The sequence below is a fragment of the Streptomyces sp. NPDC043952 genome (genome assembly GCF_056435325.1).
The window spans coordinates 26,114-43,696 of the sequence record NZ_JBWKES010000042.1; the positions used below are offsets into that span (position 1 = coordinate 26,114).

General features: G+C 72.0%; 16 protein-coding genes, 1 tRNA gene and 1 pseudogene. 11 read left to right on the plus strand and 7 right to left on the minus strand.

Annotation, left to right across the window (positions count from 1 at the left end; translation table 11 throughout):
• The first annotated feature begins 25 nt into the window (after nt 1–25).
• The 7 genes from AC069R_RS30285 to AC069R_RS30315 all read left to right on the plus strand — a co-directional run bounded on the left by AC069R_RS30285 (nt 26) and on the right by AC069R_RS30315 (nt 4,156).
• On the plus strand, nt 26–568 hold the full coding sequence (locus tag AC069R_RS30285; RefSeq protein WP_397987249.1) for a tRNA adenosine deaminase-associated protein: 543 nt from the start codon (nt 26–28) through the stop codon (nt 566–568).
• Nucleotides 569–636: 68 nt separating this feature from the next.
• Nucleotides 637–1,068: a tRNA adenosine(34) deaminase TadA gene (gene tadA, locus AC069R_RS30290; protein ID WP_397987248.1), complete on the plus strand. Its 432-nt coding sequence runs from the start codon at nt 637–639 to the stop codon at nt 1,066–1,068.
• 45 nt (nt 1,069–1,113) lie between these two features.
• Nucleotides 1,114–1,198: transfer RNA gene (locus tag AC069R_RS30295), tRNA-Ser, on the plus strand.
• Between the two features lie 155 nt (nt 1,199–1,353).
• Nucleotides 1,354–1,533: a hypothetical protein gene (locus AC069R_RS30300; RefSeq protein WP_397985159.1), complete on the plus strand. Its 180-nt coding sequence runs from the start codon at nt 1,354–1,356 to the stop codon at nt 1,531–1,533.
• 10 nt (nt 1,534–1,543) lie between these two features.
• Nucleotides 1,544–1,837, plus strand: coding sequence for a Dabb family protein (locus AC069R_RS30305; protein WP_478769931.1), 294 nt, complete (start codon nt 1,544–1,546; stop codon nt 1,835–1,837).
• Nucleotides 1,838–2,001: 164 nt separating this feature from the next.
• Nucleotides 2,002–2,856, plus strand: a complete 855-nt coding sequence (locus tag AC069R_RS30310) for an RNA polymerase sigma factor SigF (protein WP_397985157.1) — start codon at nt 2,002–2,004, stop codon at nt 2,854–2,856.
• Between the two features lie 385 nt (nt 2,857–3,241).
• Complete coding sequence (locus tag AC069R_RS30315; protein WP_478769932.1) at nt 3,242–4,156, plus strand: RNA polymerase sigma factor SigF; 915 nt, start codon at nt 3,242–3,244, stop codon at nt 4,154–4,156.
• 370 nt (nt 4,157–4,526) lie between these two features.
• Here the strand turns inward: AC069R_RS30315 and AC069R_RS30320 are convergent, their stop codons facing one another.
• Entirely contained in the window at nt 4,527–4,727 is a 201-nt protein-coding gene (locus AC069R_RS30320; protein ID WP_397985155.1) for a hypothetical protein, read from the minus strand.
• 207 nt (nt 4,728–4,934) lie between these two features.
• On the opposite strand from AC069R_RS30320, the gene AC069R_RS30325 reads away from it, so the two are divergent.
• The 3 genes from AC069R_RS30325 to AC069R_RS30335 all read left to right on the plus strand — a co-directional run bounded on the left by AC069R_RS30325 (nt 4,935) and on the right by AC069R_RS30335 (nt 8,932).
• The gene (locus AC069R_RS30325) at nt 4,935–5,429 is read left to right on the plus strand and encodes a MarR family winged helix-turn-helix transcriptional regulator (protein WP_478769933.1); all 495 of its coding nucleotides are present in this window, start codon (nt 4,935–4,937) and stop codon (nt 5,427–5,429) included.
• Between the two features lie 88 nt (nt 5,430–5,517).
• Nucleotides 5,518–8,007, plus strand: a complete 2,490-nt coding sequence (locus tag AC069R_RS30330) for an MFS transporter (RefSeq protein ID WP_478769950.1) — start codon at nt 5,518–5,520, stop codon at nt 8,005–8,007.
• A 103-nt stretch (nt 8,008–8,110) separates the two neighbouring features.
• Nucleotides 8,111–8,932, plus strand: coding sequence for a YceI family protein (locus AC069R_RS30335; protein WP_478769934.1), 822 nt, complete (start codon nt 8,111–8,113; stop codon nt 8,930–8,932).
• A 53-nt stretch (nt 8,933–8,985) separates the two neighbouring features.
• On the opposite strand, the gene AC069R_RS30340 is transcribed toward AC069R_RS30335, so the two are convergent.
• A complete protein-coding gene (locus AC069R_RS30340) occupies nt 8,986–9,723 on the minus strand; it encodes a GAF and ANTAR domain-containing protein (protein WP_478769935.1) in 738 nt (245 codons plus the stop codon).
• Nucleotides 9,724–9,918: 195 nt separating this feature from the next.
• Here AC069R_RS30340 and AC069R_RS30345 point away from each other — a divergent pair.
• Nucleotides 9,919–10,421, plus strand: a pseudogene (locus AC069R_RS30345) (PPOX class F420-dependent oxidoreductase).
• Between the two features lie 130 nt (nt 10,422–10,551).
• Here the strand turns inward: AC069R_RS30345 and AC069R_RS30350 are convergent.
• From AC069R_RS30350 to AC069R_RS30370, 5 genes are all read right to left on the minus strand, one after another.
• A complete protein-coding gene (locus AC069R_RS30350; RefSeq protein WP_478769936.1) occupies nt 10,552–12,789 on the minus strand; it encodes a glycosyltransferase family 39 protein in 2,238 nt (745 codons plus the stop codon).
• Complete coding sequence (locus AC069R_RS30355) at nt 12,786–14,075, minus strand: bifunctional glycosyltransferase family 2/GtrA family protein (RefSeq protein WP_478769937.1); 1,290 nt, start codon at nt 14,073–14,075, stop codon at nt 12,786–12,788. Before AC069R_RS30355 ends, AC069R_RS30350 begins: the two co-directional genes overlap by 4 nt.
• A 14-nt stretch (nt 14,076–14,089) precedes the next feature.
• Nucleotides 14,090–15,745, minus strand: coding sequence for an ATP-binding protein (locus tag AC069R_RS30360; protein WP_478769938.1), 1,656 nt, complete (start codon nt 15,743–15,745; stop codon nt 14,090–14,092).
• Nucleotides 15,745–16,482 carry a response regulator transcription factor gene (locus AC069R_RS30365; protein ID WP_397985146.1) on the minus strand — a complete coding sequence of 246 codons (738 nt, stop codon included), beginning with the start codon at nt 16,480–16,482 and terminating at the stop codon, nt 15,745–15,747. The genes AC069R_RS30360 and AC069R_RS30365 overlap by 1 nt, the downstream gene beginning before the upstream one ends.
• Nucleotides 16,483–16,583: 101 nt before the next feature.
• Entirely contained in the window at nt 16,584–17,477 is an 894-nt protein-coding gene (locus AC069R_RS30370; protein ID WP_478769939.1) for a DUF2797 domain-containing protein, read from the minus strand.
• Nucleotides 17,478–17,583: the final 106 nt, after the last annotated feature.

The window sequence follows — 17,583 nt, forward strand, 5'->3', positions numbered from 1 at the left end:
GCCTATGACCAGTGGGAGAGTCACGGTGTACTTCGCCGCACTGCTCGCGCGCACCGAAGACGGGTGGGAAGCGAGCGACACAGAGCTCGACGATGTGGAGACCCTGTCGGATCTGGCCGACCTGGCCCGTGAATCCTCTCCCGAGGAGGACACGGTGCTCGTCCTGATCGAGCAGGAGGACGCCTGGTTCGGCGTCGTCCGCGTGGACGGGGAGGAAGACCCCCGGATCTACGTCTCCGACGCGGCCGCCGCCGCCCGCAGCGCCTACGGCGAGCTGCTGCTCACCGATGAGCTGCTGGGCCGGGAACCCGGTACGACCGACGGGCCCGACCTGGACGAACTCGATCTCGACGGCACCGAGGACGGCGAGTCCGAGGCCGCCGACGAGGACGTGGACGAGCCGGTCGGCACGGGTGAGGCGGTGCCGCACAGCCCGGTCGGCGACAGCGGGATCCTCGACGACCTGGGCATCAGCGAGAAGGAACTGCGCTCCCTGGACGCCGACGACGCGCTCGGTTCCATCGCCGAGGCCCTGGGCGCCTCGGAGGTGCTGGAGACCGTCCGCTGACCGCGGGACGACCGGTGACCGGCATCCGCGAGGCACCGGACCCGGTGCGCGACCCCTGGCGGGACGCGATGCGGCTCGCCCTGGCCGAGGCCGGGGCCGCCGTCCGGGGCGGCGACGTCCCGGTCGGCGCCGTCGTGCTGTCCCCGGACGGTACGACGGTGCTCGCCACCGGGCACAACGAGCGCGAGGCCACCGGCGACCCCACGGCCCACGCGGAGGTCCTCGCGATCCGGCGGGCCGCCGCGCGGCTCGGCGAGTGGCGGCTGACCGGCTGCACGCTCGTGGTCACCCTGGAGCCGTGCACCATGTGCGCGGGCGCCCTGGTGCAGTCCCGCGTGGACCGGGTGGTCTACGGCGCCCGCGACGACAAGGCGGGGGCCGCCGGCTCGCTGTGGGACGTGCTGCGCGACCGGCGGCTCAACCACCGCCCGGAGGTCGTCGAAGGCGTCCTCGCAAACGAGTGCGCCGCGCTCCTCACGGAGTTTTTCCGGGATCGCTGAATACCGATTTCGAACCACGCCCCACCGTGCTGTAAGGTCTCCCTCGGTAGCGTGTCCGAGCGGCCGAAGGAGCTCGCCTCGAAAGCGAGTGTGGCGCAAGTCACCGAGGGTTCAAATCCCTCCGCTACCGCTTCCGAAAGGGCCTCGCCATATGGCGGGGCCCTTTCCGCATGTGCCCAAATCGCCTTGCGCGGCGGGCCGTTGGTCCCCGATAAAGGGGTGAACGTTACACTCGCCGCCGACAAGCAGGGGCCCATCGGGTCATGGACACAGGGGAGGGCCGCGGTGGCGGTGAACGCCAAGAAGATCGTTCTGTACGCGCTCGTGGTCTTCGTGCTGTACGTGATCATCACGGACCCGGCCAAGGCGGCCAGCTATGTCCAGATAGGCTTCGAGGGCATATCGGACGCGGCCAGGGCCATCGGGGACTTCATGACCTGGGCCGCCAACGGAGGAAAGAGCTGAGGTACTCCGCATGATCCGCCACCTGGTCCTGTTCAAGCTCAACGAGGGCGTCGAGCGCGACGATCCGCGGGTCGAGGCGGGCGTGGCGGCCTTCCGGGCGCTGCCCGGCCAGATCGAGGAGCTGCGCTCCTGGGAGTGCGCCTGGAACATCACCGACCGGCCGATCGCCTACGACTTCGCGATCAACTCCGCGGTCGAGGACACCGCCGCCCTCCAGCGCTACCTGGACCATCCGGCCCATCAGGCGGGCGTCGCCCTGTGGCGCGAGTTCGCCACGTGGGTGATCGCGGACTACGAGTTCTAGGACCGGCTCCCCCCGAGCTTCCCCGAAGCCTCCCGCCGCACAGGCGGGGGGCTTTCGCGCGTTTCACGCCCCAACTTGTCAATGATTGAACACAACACGGCGTTATCCGGTGCTTGCACACAGTGCACATGTCTTGTGATGCTATGACCGCTTTTGACGGATGATTGACCGAAGAGGTGGCGTTGACCGTGCCGGCCAGTACTGCGCCGCCCCAGGAGGAGGCCCCCGTCCCCGCCTCTGTGCCCCCAGGGAAACGCCGCGGCGCGGACACCCGGGCCCTGACCCAGGTCCTCTTCGCCGAACTGAAGGAGCTGGCCCCCGGCACTCCGGAGCACAACCGCGTGCGCGGGGCGCTGATCGAGGCGAACCTCCCGCTCGTGCGCTACGCCGCCGCCCGCTTCCGCTCCCGCAACGAACCCATGGAGGACGTGATCCAGGTCGGCACCATCGGCCTGATCAACGCCATCGACCGCTTCGACCCGGACCGGGGCGTGCAGTTCCCGACCTTCGCCATGCCGACCGTCGTCGGCGAGATCAAGCGGTACTTCCGGGACAACGTCCGCACCGTGCACGTGCCACGCCGGCTGCACGAGCTGTGGGTGCAGGTCAACAGCGCCACCGAGGACCTGACCACGCTGCACGGCCGCTCCCCCTCCACCGCCGAGATCGCCGAGCGGCTGCGGATCAGCGAGGAGGAGGTGCTCAGCTGCATCGAGGCGGGCCGCTCGTACCACGCCACCTCCCTGGAGGCCGCGCAGGAGGGCGACGGGATGCCCGGACTGCTGGACCGCATCGGCTACGAGGACCCGGCCCTGGACGGCGTGGAACACCGCGACCTGATCCGCCACCTCCTGGTCCAACTCCCCGAGCGCGAACAGCGGATCCTGCTGCTGCGCTACTACAGCAACCTCACCCAGTCGCAGATCAGCGCCGAACTCGGCGTCTCCCAGATGCACGTCTCCCGGCTGCTCGCCCGCAGCTTCCAGCGGCTGCGCTCGGCCAACCGCATCGACGCGTGACCGGCGGTCACGGGCGCCCCACGAGAGGCCCGCCGTATCACAGGGCGCCAGGTGCATACCGGACGAGTCGGTGGTCGCACGGTGGGCGCACCGAAGCACACACCCGAACAGCTCTGCATCGCAAACCCGATCGAGCGCTCACCGCCGCGAGCGATTCGCTCACCAGGGCTGTTGCCGGTGGCGACGACCGGAAAGACCGTCAGACCCCTTTTATCCAGCGGTGATTCGCATCTCTCGTGTCGACATGTCACTACAGCGCGTTGCCGACATGTGACATTCTGCGGGAGATGCGTTTGCCGGGGCTCCGGCACCGGTATTCAGGTGAAGGCTGCGTTGCTCGTCCGACGGCGCGGCCGCGACCGTCCCGCGACCCGAAGGGGGTGGCATGTCCGCAGAACAGGGCAGCTCGAAAGTGCTGACGCCCGCGAAAAGCGAGGCGGCGCCCAAGGAGCTCGACGCACTCGATGTCCTCGACGGCATCGAAGGCGTCACGTCCCTCGACGCCGTGCCTGCCCCGGCCATCCCCGCCACGGGCGAGGCCATCGACACCCGCACCCTGTCCCGCTCCCTGTTCCTGCGCCTGGCCGCGCTGGACGAGAACAGCCCGGAGCGCGCCTACGTCCGGGACACCCTGATCGAGCTGAACCTGCCGCTGGTCCGCTACGCGGCGGCGCGCTTCCGCTCGCGCAACGAGCCGATGGAGGACATCGTCCAGGTCGGCACCATCGGCCTGATCAAGGCGATCGACCGCTTCGACTGCGAACGGGGCGTGGAGTTCCCGACGTTCGCGATGCCGACGGTGGTCGGCGAGATCAAGCGCTTCTTCCGCGACACCTCCTGGTCGGTGCGCGTCCCGCGCCGCCTCCAGGAGCTGCGCCTGGCCCTCACCAAGGCCAGCGACGAGCTGTCGCAGAAGCTGGACCGCTCCCCGACCGTCACCGAACTGGCCGCCGTCCTCGGCGTCTCCGAGGAGGACGTGGTCGACGGCCTCGCGGTGGGCAACGCGTACACCGCCTCCTCGCTGGACTCCCCGGCACCGGAGGACGACGGCGGCGAGGGTTCCCTGGCCGACCGGCTGGGCTACGAGGACACGGCCCTGGAGGGCGTGGAGTACCGCGAGTCCCTCAAGCCGCTGCTGGCCAAACTCCCGCCTCGGGAGCGGCGGATCATCATGCTGCGCTTCTTCGCCAACATGACCCAGTCGCAGATCGGCGAGGAGGTCGGCATCTCCCAGATGCACGTCTCCCGGCTGCTCACCCGGACCCTGTCCCAGCTGCGCGAGGGCCTGATCTCGGACTGAGGCCCCCCGCTGACGGAGCGTCGGCCGACACGGCCGGACGACAACACCGTCACGGGACGCTCCGTACGACGCCATGGCCACCCGGCCGCCGACGCGCCCGCACGGGAACCTCGGCGGCCGTCGTGTGTCCTGGCCCGGCCGCGGGGGCATGCGTCGGCTCGGGCGGCGGGACGACTCCCCCGGACGCCACCAGCTCCAGGGCACCGTTTCCGCGCACGCCGAGGTCAGCCCCGTACAGAGACACACCCGGCCCGCCCTCCCCGGCAGGGACGGGCGGCGCGGGTGTGTACAAGGGGGCGGGTGACGGTCGTACGACCCCCGCCCCACCGGTCCTGTTCCGGAGAAGGGGTTACCCCTCCGGGCGCGCGGGTTACTTCAGCGCGAGCCAGGCGACACCGGCCACGACCACGAGGGCCACGATGACGCCGATGATCACGCCGACGCGCGGACCGGAGGAGGCGGCGGCCGCCTGCTGCTGACGCCCCTGCGGAGCCTCGTCGACGAACGCGCGGAACATCTGAGTGCTGCCGGCAGGGTCGTAATTGCCCTGGGGGCCCTGGGTGTTAGCCATGGCCCGAGACCTTAGCGAAGACGGGCCGGGGCACCCAAGTGGGGGGCCACCGGGACAGACGGGGACACCCTTCGCGGACCCACCTGCATATTCACATCCGCAACGCTACGCCTTTGCCAAGGTTTTACACAGGTTCCCGGCCGCTTATTTGCCTGTAGCAACCAATGGACCTTATGGTTGCCCCAAGCAACGAATACGGGAGGTGTGATGGCCGAGCATGCGCAGTTTGACGAGCTTGCGCGTCAGCTCAGCGCCGTCGGCGCCGTTAAACGGGATCTCGTACGGGTACTGCCCCCCGAGTGCCCCGGAGGCTCGGCCGCCGTGCTGACGCTGCTCGGCCGGCACGGCGACATGCGCATGAGCAAGCTCGCGGAGCTGCTGGCCGTCGATCTGTCGGTGACCAGCCGGCATGTCGCGCACGTCGCCGCACGGGGCTGGATCGAGCGGCTCCCGGACCCGGCGGACAAGCGCTCGCGCATCCTGCACCTGACCGCCGCGGGCCAGGAGCAGCTGGACGAGCTGTCCCGGCGGACCTCGCGGCTGCTCGCGGAGCGGCTCGGTGACTGGACCGACGACGAGATCGCCCAGCTCACCCGGCTGATGACCCGCCTGCGCTCGTCGTTCGGCGACTGCCGGCCCCCCTCGGCCCGGCCGTCCGCTCCCGTAGTCGAAGAGACCACCCGTACACCCGCAAGCACGTAAGAAAAGGAAGCCCATGGCAACGACCACACCAGCCGGTGTGCGGGCTCACGCCAAGCACGGGGGAGGCTCCTCGGCGGGCGACGCCCCGATGACCCACCGGCAGATCATGGAGGCGCTCTCCGGTCTGCTGCTCGGCCTGTTCGCCGCCATCCTGTCGTCCACGATCGTCACCAACGCACTGCCGACGATCATCAAGGACCTCGGCGGCGGCCAGTCCGCGTACACCTGGGTCGTCACCGCGGCCCTGCTGGCGATGACCGCCTCCGTGCCCCTGTGGGGCAAGCTGTCCGACCTGATGAGCAAGAAGGCGCTCGTCCAGATATCCCTGGTCATCTACGTGGCCGGCTCGGTCATCGCCGGTCTCGCGCCGAACCCGGCGATGCTGATCACCGCCCGCGCGATCCAGGGCCTGGGCGCCGGCGGTCTGTCCGCCCTGGTGCAGGTCATCCTGGCCGCGATGATCGCCCCGCGCGAGCGCGGCCGGTACTCCGGCTACACCGGCGCCACCTTCGCCGTGGCCACCGTCGGCGGCCCGCTGCTCGGCGGTGTCATCACCGACACCAGCTGGCTCGGCTGGCGCTACTGCCTGTTCGTCGGCATCCCCTTCGCGCTGATCGCGCTGGTCGTGCTCCAGAAGACCCTGCACCTGCCGGTCACCAAGCGCCAGGTGAAGGTCGACTGGCTCGGCGCCTTCTTCATCACCGCGGCCGCCTCGCTGCTGCTGATCTGGGTGACCTTCGCCAACGACAAGTACGACTGGCTGTCCTGGCAGACGTACGTGATGGTGGGCGGCACGATCCTGCTCGCGCTGGCCTTCGTCTTCACCGAGACCAAGGCGTCCGAGCCGATCATCCCGCTGCGCCTGTTCCGCAACCGCACGATCTCGCTGGCCTCGGTGGCCTCGCTGTTCGTCGGTGTCGGCATGTACGCGGGCACCGTCTTCTTCTCGCAGTACTTCCAGTTGGCGCGGGACAAGTCCCCGACCATGTCCGGTGTGATGACCATCCCGATGATCGGCGGTCTGTTCGTCGCCTCCATGGTCTCCGGGCGGATCATCTCCAGCACCGGACGCTGGAAGAACTGGCTGGTCGCCGGCGGTCTGTTCCTCACGGCGGGCCTGTCCCTGCTGAGCCTGATGCGCTACGACACCCCCTACTGGCAGCTCTCCATCTACATGGCGCTGCTTGGTATCGGCGTCGGCATGATGATGCAGAACCTGGTGCTCTCCACGCAGAACCAGGTCGCCCCGAAGGACCTGGGCGCCGCCTCCTCCACGGTGAGCTTCTTCCGCTCCCTCGGCGGTGCGGTCGGCGTCGGCGTGCTCGGCTCGGTCATGTCGGACCGGATCAGCCACTACGCCAAGAACAGCATCGGCGAGCTGGGCCTCAAGGAGCGGATGGCCGCGGCCAAGGCCGTGGGCGGCGGCGACCTGCCCGACATGAACAGCCTGCCGCTGCCGATCCGTCATTGGCTGGAAAGCGCCTACGGACACGGCATCGCCGACGTCTTCCTCTACGCGGCACCCTGCGCCCTGGTCGCCTTCGTCGTGGTGATGTTCATCAAGGAGGTCCCGCTGCGGACGACCGGCGCGCTGACCCAGGCCGCGCAGGAGAAGGCGGGGACCGTCGAGAACACGCTGGAGAGCACTGTGGAGAACACCATGCGGAACGTGCCGGGTGAGCCCGTCCAGGAGAAGGTGCCCAGCCTGACCGCACCCGCCCCCGTGGTGGGCGCCTCCGAGGCGCTGGCCACCGCGACCGCCTCCGCCGCGCCGATGACGGCCGTGGCCACCATCGCCGAGCCCGGCTCGGGCGGCGACGGCACCCCGGTGCACGGCTTCGTCCGCGGCGCCGAGAGCGCCCCGGTGCCGGGGGCCGCGGTCACCCTGATCTCGCTGGCCGGCCGCCAGCTCGGCCGCTCCGTCGCCCGATCCGACGGCTCCTACGCGCTGGCCGCCCCCGGCACCGGCAGCTACGTCCTGATCGCCTCCTCCGACAGCTACCAGCCGCAGGCCTCCACCATCGTGGTGGGCGAGGAACCGCTGTCGTACGACATCCTGCTCAGCGGCACCAGCGGGCTGACCGGTGTGGTGCGGGCGAGCGGGAGCGCGCTGCCGGTCAAGGACGCCATGGTGATCGTCACCGACGTGCGCGGTGACCTGCTGGCCACCGCCACCACCGGGGAGCAGGGCGAGTTCGCCTTCACCGACCTGGTGCCCGGACCGGTGACCGTCGCCGTCAACGCGGGCGGTTTCCGGCCGCGCGCCCTGCCCGTCGAGGTGGCCGTCACCGGTATCACCCGGATCGACGTCGACCTGGACGCCGGCGCCCGGCTCCAGGGTGTCGTCAGGGCCCCGCACGGCCCGCTGGCCGACGCGCGGGTGACCCTGGTCGACCAGGCCGGCAACGTGGTCGGCAGCGCCACCACCGGCGCGGACGGCGCGTACGCCTTCACCGACCTGGACAGCGGCGAGTACACCGTCATCGCGACCGGCTACCCGCCGGTGGCGACCGCGCTGACCGTCACCGGCACCGGCGCCGACGGTCACGACATCCAACTCGCCCACCCCGGCGAGTAGTTCGGCCCGGCCCGTGGCAGGGCACGCTCCGAGCGGAGGTGCCCGGCGCCACGGGCCGGTTCTCTTACGACCGATTTGCAAGTCCTTGCAGGGAGAAAACGGGATGGGACTGACCGCGAAGATCCGTACGCGGGACGGGTGGGCCGTGTCGCACGCGGTCGTCACGGTGACCGACATGACCGGTACGCAGGTGCTGCGGGCCGAGGCGGACGCCGAGGGGGCCGTACGCGATGCCACCGAGCTGGCTCCGGGCGCGTACACGGTGATCGTGACCGCCGTCGGGTACGCGCCGGCCGCGTCCAGCGCGATCGTCACCGCCAGCGGCCGGGCCGAGATCGGCACGGTGACCCTGGCCCGGCAGGGCGGCACCGAGCTGCCGCCGCCCGGCCCCTGGACCATCGACCCGGCGCACTCCTCCGTCGCCGCGGTCGCCCAGCACCTGGGGATCTCCAGCGTGCACGGCCGGTTCACGGAGTTCGGCGGCACCATCGAGATCGCCCCGGACGACGTCGCCAAGTCGCGGGTGGAGGCGGTGATCAAGGCCGGGTCCATCGACACCGGCAACGGGATGCGCGACACGCACCTGCGCTCGGGTGACTTCCTCGACATCGAGAACCACCCGGAGATCACCTACCGCTCCACCGGGCTGACCCAGGCGGGCTCCGACCGCTGGACCGTGCACGGCGAACTGGCCCTGCACGGAGTGGTCCGCCCGGTCGACCTGGACCTCGCCTACCTCGGCACCGGCGCCGACCCGTGGGGCGGCACCCGCGCCGCCTTCCGGGCCACGGCGGAACTGCACCGCGAGGACTTCGCGATGAACTACAACCAGGTCCTCCAGGCCGGCATCGCGGCCATCGGCACCACGCTGCGGGTGCAGCTGGACATCCAGGCGGTGCAGGGCGAGGGCCTGCCGTCCGCTTGATCCGCCGCCGAAGGGCCCGCCGACCGGCATCCGGTCGGCGGGCCCTTCGCGGTTCAGTTGTCCGTCGCGCCCACGATGCGGCGGGCCAGATCGCGCAGCTTGACGTTCTCCCGCTGGGAGGCGCGCACCAGGCTCTCGAAGGCGGCCTGGGCGTCGATGTCCAGGCGTTCCATCAGGATGCCGGTGGCCTGTCCGATCAGGTCGCGGGTGTGCATGGCCGCGGTCAACTGCTCGCGCACGGTCACGGAGTTCAGGGCGAGGCTCACATGCGCCGTGAACAGCCGGCCGAGCCGGGCCGTCGTCTCGTCGAAGGCGCCGGGCTCGCGGGAGTAGGCCGTCAGCACGGTCAGCCGGCGCCGGTCGGCGCGCAACCGCATGGACAGCACCGAGCGCAGCTCCTGCGGTTCGCCGTCCGCGCCGCCGCTGTCCGCCCGCACCACCGGCGCCTCCCACAGCCGCTCCCAGTGCGGCAGGTCGGAGGTGCCGGCGGCGCGCACGATGTCGTCGCTCCAGGCGACCGTGCGCAGGCTCTCCCCGCGCTCGATCTCGCAGACCCCGGCGTGCTCGGCGCCGGGCAGCAGATGCACCGCGAGCCGGACCGCGGTGTCGAGCGTGGCGCCGGGGGAGGCGCTCTCGTGCAGCTCACGGGCCGCCGCGGTCAGGGCCTCGGCCAGGTCGAGGCCGCCCGGAGCATGGGTCGCCTCGGAAACGTCGTACGAGGAGAAGTCGTACGCGGAAGAGTCGGGCACAGGAAAGTCGGATGCGGCCACCACGAACCTCTCGGATGACATGACCGTGCGGCCATGCGCAGGAGAGCTCCGCAGCACATTCCCGACTGCGAGCACAGGACAGAAGAACTCTAGCTGCTCCATTGCGGTGAAGTGACCTTGGACCGGCGCCTGGACGAAGCCCCGGCCCCCGACGCGCGGTGCCTGTCCCCAGCAGGGTCAGGCGGGGGGCGGGGTGCCGCGCCCTAGGCTGCCGGTATGGCACCGAACATCGCGACGAACACCCGCGTCGGCCTGGACGAGCTGCTGGACTTCGTACGGCCCCGCCACCGCGCGCTGCTGATCACCCGCCGCGCCGACGGCTCCCCGCAGGCCTCGCCGCTGACCTGCGGGGTGGACGACTCGGGCCGGATCGTGGTCTCGACGTACCCGGAGCGGGCCAATACCCGCAACGCCTGGGGGCACCGCCCAGGCCCTCAGGGCACTGGGGGAGGGACCCGCGGGTGAGCCTGCTCGTGCTCAGCGACGACTGGAACGGCCCCTGGGTGCAGATCGACGGCACCGCCGAGGTCGTCGACAGCCCCGACTCGGTGGAGCCGCTGGTCGAGTACTACCGCAACATCGCCGGTGAGCACCCGGACTGGGACGAGTACCGGGCGGCCATGCGCAAGCAGGGCAAATCGATCATCCGGGTGACGCCCGAGCGGTGGGGCCCGGTGGCGACGGGAGGCTTCCCGGCACGGCTGGTCGGCGGGGAGTGAGTCCCGGCCGTGTCGTCCGCTCCGGGCGGGCGCGGTTCGCCGCGGGCCCCGTCCGGAGCGGGTTCGAGCGGGTCGTCCCTGGTACCGGCGTACCGGTACCAGGGACGTCACTGCGCTCCGCCGTCCCCGCTCAGTTCCCCGCGCGCCGGGTGAGGTCGTAGAAGGTGGCCGAGCCCACGGTCACCTTCTTGAAGGTGCTCTGCACCCAGGAGCTGATCTGCGAGCCGGTGCCACTGGTGCCGCCGCGCCCGGTGCCCTCTGCGCCCTGGCCGGTGCCGCCGCCCATGCCGCCGCCGGCGATGAAGTAGTGGATCTTGCCCTCGGCCACGTACTTCTCGAACTGCGCGAGCGTCGGTGACGGGTCGGTGCCGTTGAAGCCGCCGATCGCCATGACCGGGTCGCCGGTGGCGAGTTGGTAGCTGGCCGCGTTCTGCGAGCCGATGGACGCGGCGACCCAGGTGTACCGGGAGGCGTCCTTCTCCAGCAGCGCCTTGGCGGCCGAGCCGACCTCCGCGCCGTTCAGCAGACCGCCGAAGCCGCCGGTGCCGGCGCCGCGTTCGCCGTTCGGGGCACCGCCCGGCAGGCCGCCGCCGACGTCGCCGCCGGTGCCGGGGAGTCCGTTGCCGGTCCGGCCGCCCGGCATGCCCTGGCCGCCGCCCGGCATGCCCTGGCCGCCGCCCGGCATGCCCTGGCCGCCGCCCGGCATCCCCTGCTGCCCCGGCGTGCGTCCGCCGCCGAAGCCGCCCGGAGCGCCCCCGGTCCGGCCGCCGCCGGGACCCCGCCCGCCGCCGAAGCCCATCATGCTCGCGCCCGCCGGGCCCGCCGTCGGGATGGAACCCTCATGTGCGGAGTCCACCGTGCTCAGGGTGTAGGCGGTCGGACCGGCCAGCGCGGCGATGAGCGCGAGGGCCGCCGCGCCCAGGGCGAGGGGCCGGGTGAGGCGCCCGGCAAAGATCAGGCCGAGGGCCGCCACCAGAGCACCGATCAGAACCAGCCACTTCAGCCACGGCAGGTACGTCGGGGTGCGGTCGAGCAGCACATAGCCCCAGGCACCGGCCGCCACCACGGACGCGGCGAGCGCGAGCGCCACCCACACCGCACGGCGCCGCTCCCACAGCAGCCCGGCGCCCATGCCGACGACGGCGGCCAGATAGGGGGCGAGGGCCACGGTGTAGTACTGGTGGAAGATGCCCGCCATGTAGCTGAACACCGCCGTGGTGGTCAGCAGGGAACCGCCCCAGACCAGGAGCGCGCCGCGGGTGACCGACGTACGCCGGTACCGCCGGGTCGCCACCAGGGCCGCGACCAGCAGGACCAGCGCGGCGGGCAGCAGCCAGGAGATCTGGCCGCCCACCTCGGAGCCGAACATGCGGTCCCAGCCGGTCGACCCCCACATCCCGCCGCCGGTACCCCCACCGGGGCCGCCGCCCCCGCCGACGCTGCCGGTCTCCTCGCCGTTCAGCCGCCCGAACCCGTTGTAGCCGAAGGTCAGTTCCAGGAAGCTGTTGTGCTGCGAGCCGCCGATGTACGGGCGGGACGAGGCCGGCCACAGCTCGACGATCGCGACCCACCAGCCCCCGGCGACCACCAGCGCGAGGGTGGCGGCGGCCAGCTGGCCGAGGCGCTTCTTCAGCGGCACCGGCGCGCAGACCGCGTACACCACGGCGAGCGGCGGCAGGATCAGGAACGCCTGGAGGGTCTTGGCGAGGAACGCGAGACCGATCGCGGCCCCGGCCCACACCAGCCACCTGGTCCGGCCGTCCTCCAGCGCGCGGACGACGAGGTAGCAGGCCGCCGACATCAGCAGGGCCAGCATGGCGTCCGGGTTGTCGAACCGGAACATCAGCGCCGCGACCGGGGTGAGCGCGAGCACCGCGCCCGCGATCAGACCGGCCGCCGGGCCGCTCCGGCGGCGCACCGCGGCGTACACGACGGCCACCGTCGCCACGCCCATCAGCACCTCGGGCACGAGGATCGCCCAGGAGTTCAGGCCGAAGATCCGCACCGATAGCTCCATCGGCCACAGCGAGGCCGGGGGCTTGTCGACGGTGATGGCGTTGCCCGCGTCCAGCGACCCGAAGAACAGCGCCTTCCAGGACGTACTGCCCGCCTGGACGGCCGCCGCGTAGAAGGAGTTGGCGTAGCCGGAGGCGCTCAGGTCGTACAGGTAGAGCAGCAGGGTGGCGGCGAGCAGCCCGAGGAGGGCGGGGCGCGCCCAGCGGGGGTCCTCGGGGCGGCCGCGCCACAGGCGGTGCGGGAGGGAGCGCCGGGGCGCGTCCCCGTCTGCGGCGGCCGGGGGCGCAGGCGCCGCGGCCGTGCCGCCCCGCCCCTCGGACGCGTCGAGCGGGCGGTCGTAGGAGGTGCTCATCGGGACCCTTCGGGGGTGTGGGTGGCGGGCGGCTGCCGCTGGTCCGGGAAGACCCAGGCGCGGAACAGCAGGAACCGCAGTACGGTCGCGGCGAGGTTGGCGGTGACGAGGACCGCCAGTTCGGTGGAGTGCGCGGGGTGGCCGCCGGCCGCGTCGAGGGCGGCCAGGGAACCGCTGGTCAGGGCGAGTCCGATGGCGAAGACCAGCAAGCCCTGCGCCTGATGGCGGACCGCGCCGCCCCGGCCGCGCACCCCGAAGGTGAGCCGGCGGTTGGCGGCCGTGTTGGCGACGGCCGAGACCAGCAGCGCGAGGCCGTTGGCGGGCTGCGGCCCGCACAGTTGCCGGAAGCCGCTGTAGAGCAGCAGGTAGAAGAGGGTCGACAGGACGCCGACCAGGCAGAATCCGGCCAGCTGGCGGGCCAGCCCCTTCGGCACGCCGGTCGGCTCGCGGTCGCGCGGGTCGTCGCCGAAGGGCCGGGCGAGCAGGTCCAGCGGCAGCGAACCGGTGGCGAGCGCCCGGCCGATCCGCCACACGCCCTTGAGGTCCTCGGTCGCGGTGCGCACGATGTGCACGGTGGAGTCGGGGTCGTCCACCCAGTCGACCGGCACCTCGTGGATCCGCAGCCCGGCCCGCTCGGCGAGCACCAGCATCTCGGTGTCGAAGAACCATCCGGTGTCCTCCACCAGCGGCAGCAGCACCCGCGCCACATCGCCCCTGATGGCCTTGAAGCCGCACTGCGCGTCCGAGAAGCGGGCCTTGAGCGAGCCGCGCAGGATCAGGTTGTACGCCCGGCTGATCAGCTCGCGCTTGGGCCCGCGCACGACGCGGGAGGACCGGGCGAGCCGGGAGCCGATCGCGAGGTCCGAGTGGCCGGAGATCAGGGGCGCGACCAGCGGCAGCAGGGCGTTGAGGTCGGTGGACAGATCGACGTCCATATAGGCGAGGACCGGCGCGCGGGACGCGGACCACACGGTGCGCAGCGCGCGCCCCCGGCCCTTCTGCTCCAGGCGTACGACGCCCACGCCGGGCAGCTCGGCCGCCAGCCGCGCGGCGACCAGCGGGGTGGTGTCGGTGGAGGCGTTGTCCGCGATCGTGATGCGGAAGGCGTAGGGGAAGGTGCGCGTCAGATGCTCGTGCAGCCGGCGGACGCAGGGCTGGAGGTCCTGCTCCTCGTTGTAGACGGGGATCACCACGTCCAGGACGGCCGTACCGGCGGCCGAGGCCGGCAGGTGCTCCCGGACCGGCAGGGCGCCGGGGGGCGAGTCGGGAGAAGAGTCGGTTCGCATGGAACCGACTCTCGTCAGCCGTCCTGTCGCACCGGTGTGGTGGCGCTGTGGTACGGCTGTGAGTGCGAACTTCCTTTGTATACAAGGGAGTTGGAGTCGACGGACCGGGTGTCGAGCGCGGGCAGGCGCAGGGTGAACACGGTCCGGCCGGGTGCGCTCTCCACGCTCACCGCGCCGTCGTGCGCCGCCGCGACGGCCTGCACGATGGCCAGCCCGAGCCCGGTGGAACCGGTGGCCCGCGACCGGGCCGAGTCCCCGCGGGCGAACCGTTCGAAGACGTGCGGCAGCAGAGCGGCCGGAATTCCCGGCCCGTCGTCCTCGACGTCCACGCACACCCACGGCCCCTGCCGGCGCACCCGCGCGGTGACGGTCGTACCGGGCGGGGTGTGGCGCTGGGCGTTGGCCAGCAGGTTGACCAGGACCTGCTGGAGCCGGGGGGAGTCCGCGCGGACCGGCGCGGGCTCGTCGGGCAGGGCGAGCCGCCAGGTATGGTCCCGGCCGGCCGCGCGGGCGTCGCTGACGGTGTCCACGACGAGCGGGACCAGATCGGTCCGCCCGAACTCCAGCGGCCGGCCCGCGTCCAGGCGGGCGAGCAGCAGCAGGTCCTCCACCAGCAGGGTCATCCGCCCGGCCTCGGACTCGATCCGGCCGAGGGCGTGCCGGGTGTCGGGGCCGACCTGCTCGTGACCGCGCCGGGTCAGTTCGGCGTAGCCGCGGATGGAGGAGAGGGGGGTGCGCAGTTCATGGCTGGCGTCGGCGACGAACTGCCGTACCCGCGTCTCGCTCTGCTGCCGGGCCTGAAGCGCGCCGTGCACATGGTCGAGCATCCGGTTCAGCGCGGCGCCGACCTGTCCGACCTCGGTGTGCGGATCGCACTCGGCGTCCGGGACGCGTTCGCTGAGGTTCACCTCGCCGCTGTGCAGCGGCAGTTCGGAGACGCGGGTGGCGGTGGCGGCGACCCTGCGCAGCGGGCGGGTGGCCACACCCACGATGACGGTCCCGGCGAGGCAGGCGGCGAGCAGCCCGGCGGCGGTCACACAGACCTCCACCAGGATCAGGGTGTTGATGATGCCGTCGGTGTCGTCGGTCGGAATGGCCACGTAGAAGGAGCCGTTGGGCCCGGTGGCGTACTCGGCGCGGTAGCTGCCGAGGCCGGGCAGGTCGAGGGTGTGCGCATGGCGGTCCCGGCGCACGGTGCCGAGGGCCGCGAGCTGGGCGGCGTCGAGATCGTGGGCGCTGGTGTACGGCGCCGACTTCGACTTGCGGCCCACCTTGCCCTCGGTCGCGGTGCCGCCGGCCGCCACGGCGACGACCGTGTACGGCGGCTGCGGGCCCAGGGCGACGAACTGGTCCAGCTTGATGCCGGTGGGCGCCTGTCCGGCGCCGGGTCCGCCGGGCCCCCCGCCCTGCCCCGGCGGGGCGAAGGCACCGGAGGCCCGCTTGCCGACCTCGCCCAGCCGGCCGTCCAGCTGGGTGTACAGATGGGAGCGCAGGGCCAGCGTGGTCACGGTGCCGATCACCGCGCAGACGACGGCGATCAGGACGACGGAGGCGACGACGAGGCGGGTGCGCAGGGTGCGGGGGGAGCGGGGGGTGCGGGACGGCCGCCCCGTGGACCGTCGTACCGGAGTCGGCCGGGGGGCGGGCCCGGGCCGGCCAGGTCCGCTCATCACACGGCGGGCTTGATCAGGTAACCGGCGCCGCGCCGGGTGTGGATCATGGGCTCGCGGCCGGCGTCGATCTTCCGGCGCAGGTACGAGATGTACAGCTCGACCACATTGGCCTGGCCGCCGAAGTCGTACGACCAGACGCGGTCCAGGATCTGCGCCTTGCTGAGCACGCGCCGCGGGTTGCGCATCAGGAAGCGCAGCAGCTCGAACTCGGTGGCGGTGAGGTGGATGTTGTCACCGCCCCGCGTCACCTCGTGGCTGTCCTCGTCCAGGGTGAGGTCGCCGACCACGAGCACGGACTCGGAGCGCCGGTCGGCCGCGCCGGACCTGCGGATCAGCCCGCGCAGCCGGGCGACGACCTCCTCCAGGCTGAACGGCTTGGTCACATAGTCGTCGCCGCCGGCGGTGAGCCCCGCGATCCGGTCCTCCACCGCGTCCTTGGCGGTCAGGAACAGCACGGGCACGTCCGGCAGTTCACGGCGCAGCCGGCCGAGGACGGCCAGCCCGTCCATGTCCGGCAGCATCATGTCGAGGACGACGGCGTCGGGCCGGAACTCGCGGGCCGTCTGGAGGGCTCCCTGACCGTCCGTCGCGCTTCTGATCTGCCAGCCCTCGTAGCGAAGGGCCATGCTCAGCAGTTCGGTGATCGACGTCTCGTCGTCGACCACCAGCACGCGGACGGGGCTCCCGTCCGGCCTCAGCAGTTCGGTGCGCCCCTGGGGCGAGGTCGTGGTCATGGCGGCCACACTGTCGGGGCCCTCTGAGAGGAGTGTTGCACCAGTCTTGGTTTTTCCTGAGAAACACACAGCCACCACTCAGACAACGCCTGGGTGGCCCCTCAGAACAGCCCGTCCTGCTCCCGGACGAACTCGCGCACCGGCAGGGTGAGTTCATCGCCCCCGCGCGTTGCGGGCGTCAGCCCCCAGCCCCGTATCAGCCGGGTGTCGAGCACGACGACCCCGCGTCCGCGCACCGCCAGATGAAGGTCGGGCCCGGCGGCGGCGACCAGCTCCCCGCTGATGGCACCACCGGGGACGAGCTCGGTGACCTCGCCGAAGGCGGCCGGTACGCCGTCGAGCCCGAAGGCCCGCACATGATCGGTCACTTCGCAGGGCTCGGCCCGCAGGGACTTTGGCCACTGGGCGAGCGCGACGGCCCGCCGGTGCAGCTCCCGCACCTCGGCCGCCCGCTCCCCCGCCGTCCGCGGCAGCCGCGCCCGCACCGCCCGCTTCTCGGCGTACGCGATCCGGTCCGGGACCCTCAGCGCGGCCCGCAGCATCTCCTCGGTGCGCCGGGCCGCCATCAGGGGCCCGGTGCCGAGCCAGCTGAAGCAGACCGCCCCCTGCTCCAGCAACCGCGCCGGGCCGCGCTCGACGGCGGTGATGCCGGCCTTGACCATGCCGGGTCCGAACCAGGCGAGGTACACCCGGTACGGCCGGGGGTCGGCGGCGATCGTGTCGGCGGCCACGGAGTGCGCCCGGTCGAGCCGCGCGCACTGCTCGCAGCGGGCGCCCGTGCTCCGCCCCGGCACGGTCGCCCGCACCGGACAGGTGTGCCCCCGCGCCCCCACACAACGGCGCGCGCCGCCCTCCGTCTCTTCCCCTCCGGCCTCCTCTACGGCGAACCCGACCCGCTTCCCCCACGCCAGCGCGTTGCTCCGCCCGCCCTCCCAGGCGAGCACGGGTCCCTCGCCGGTCCAGCGGAGCCCGGAACATCTCCACATCTGTGCCATCACTCGTGAGGGTAGAGGGTGGGTCTGACAGTGCTGTGGGGCGGCGGGAACGGGATACGGTGTGCGAAGGCCCGAAGCCGCGACTTCGCTTCGCGACTTCGGGCCC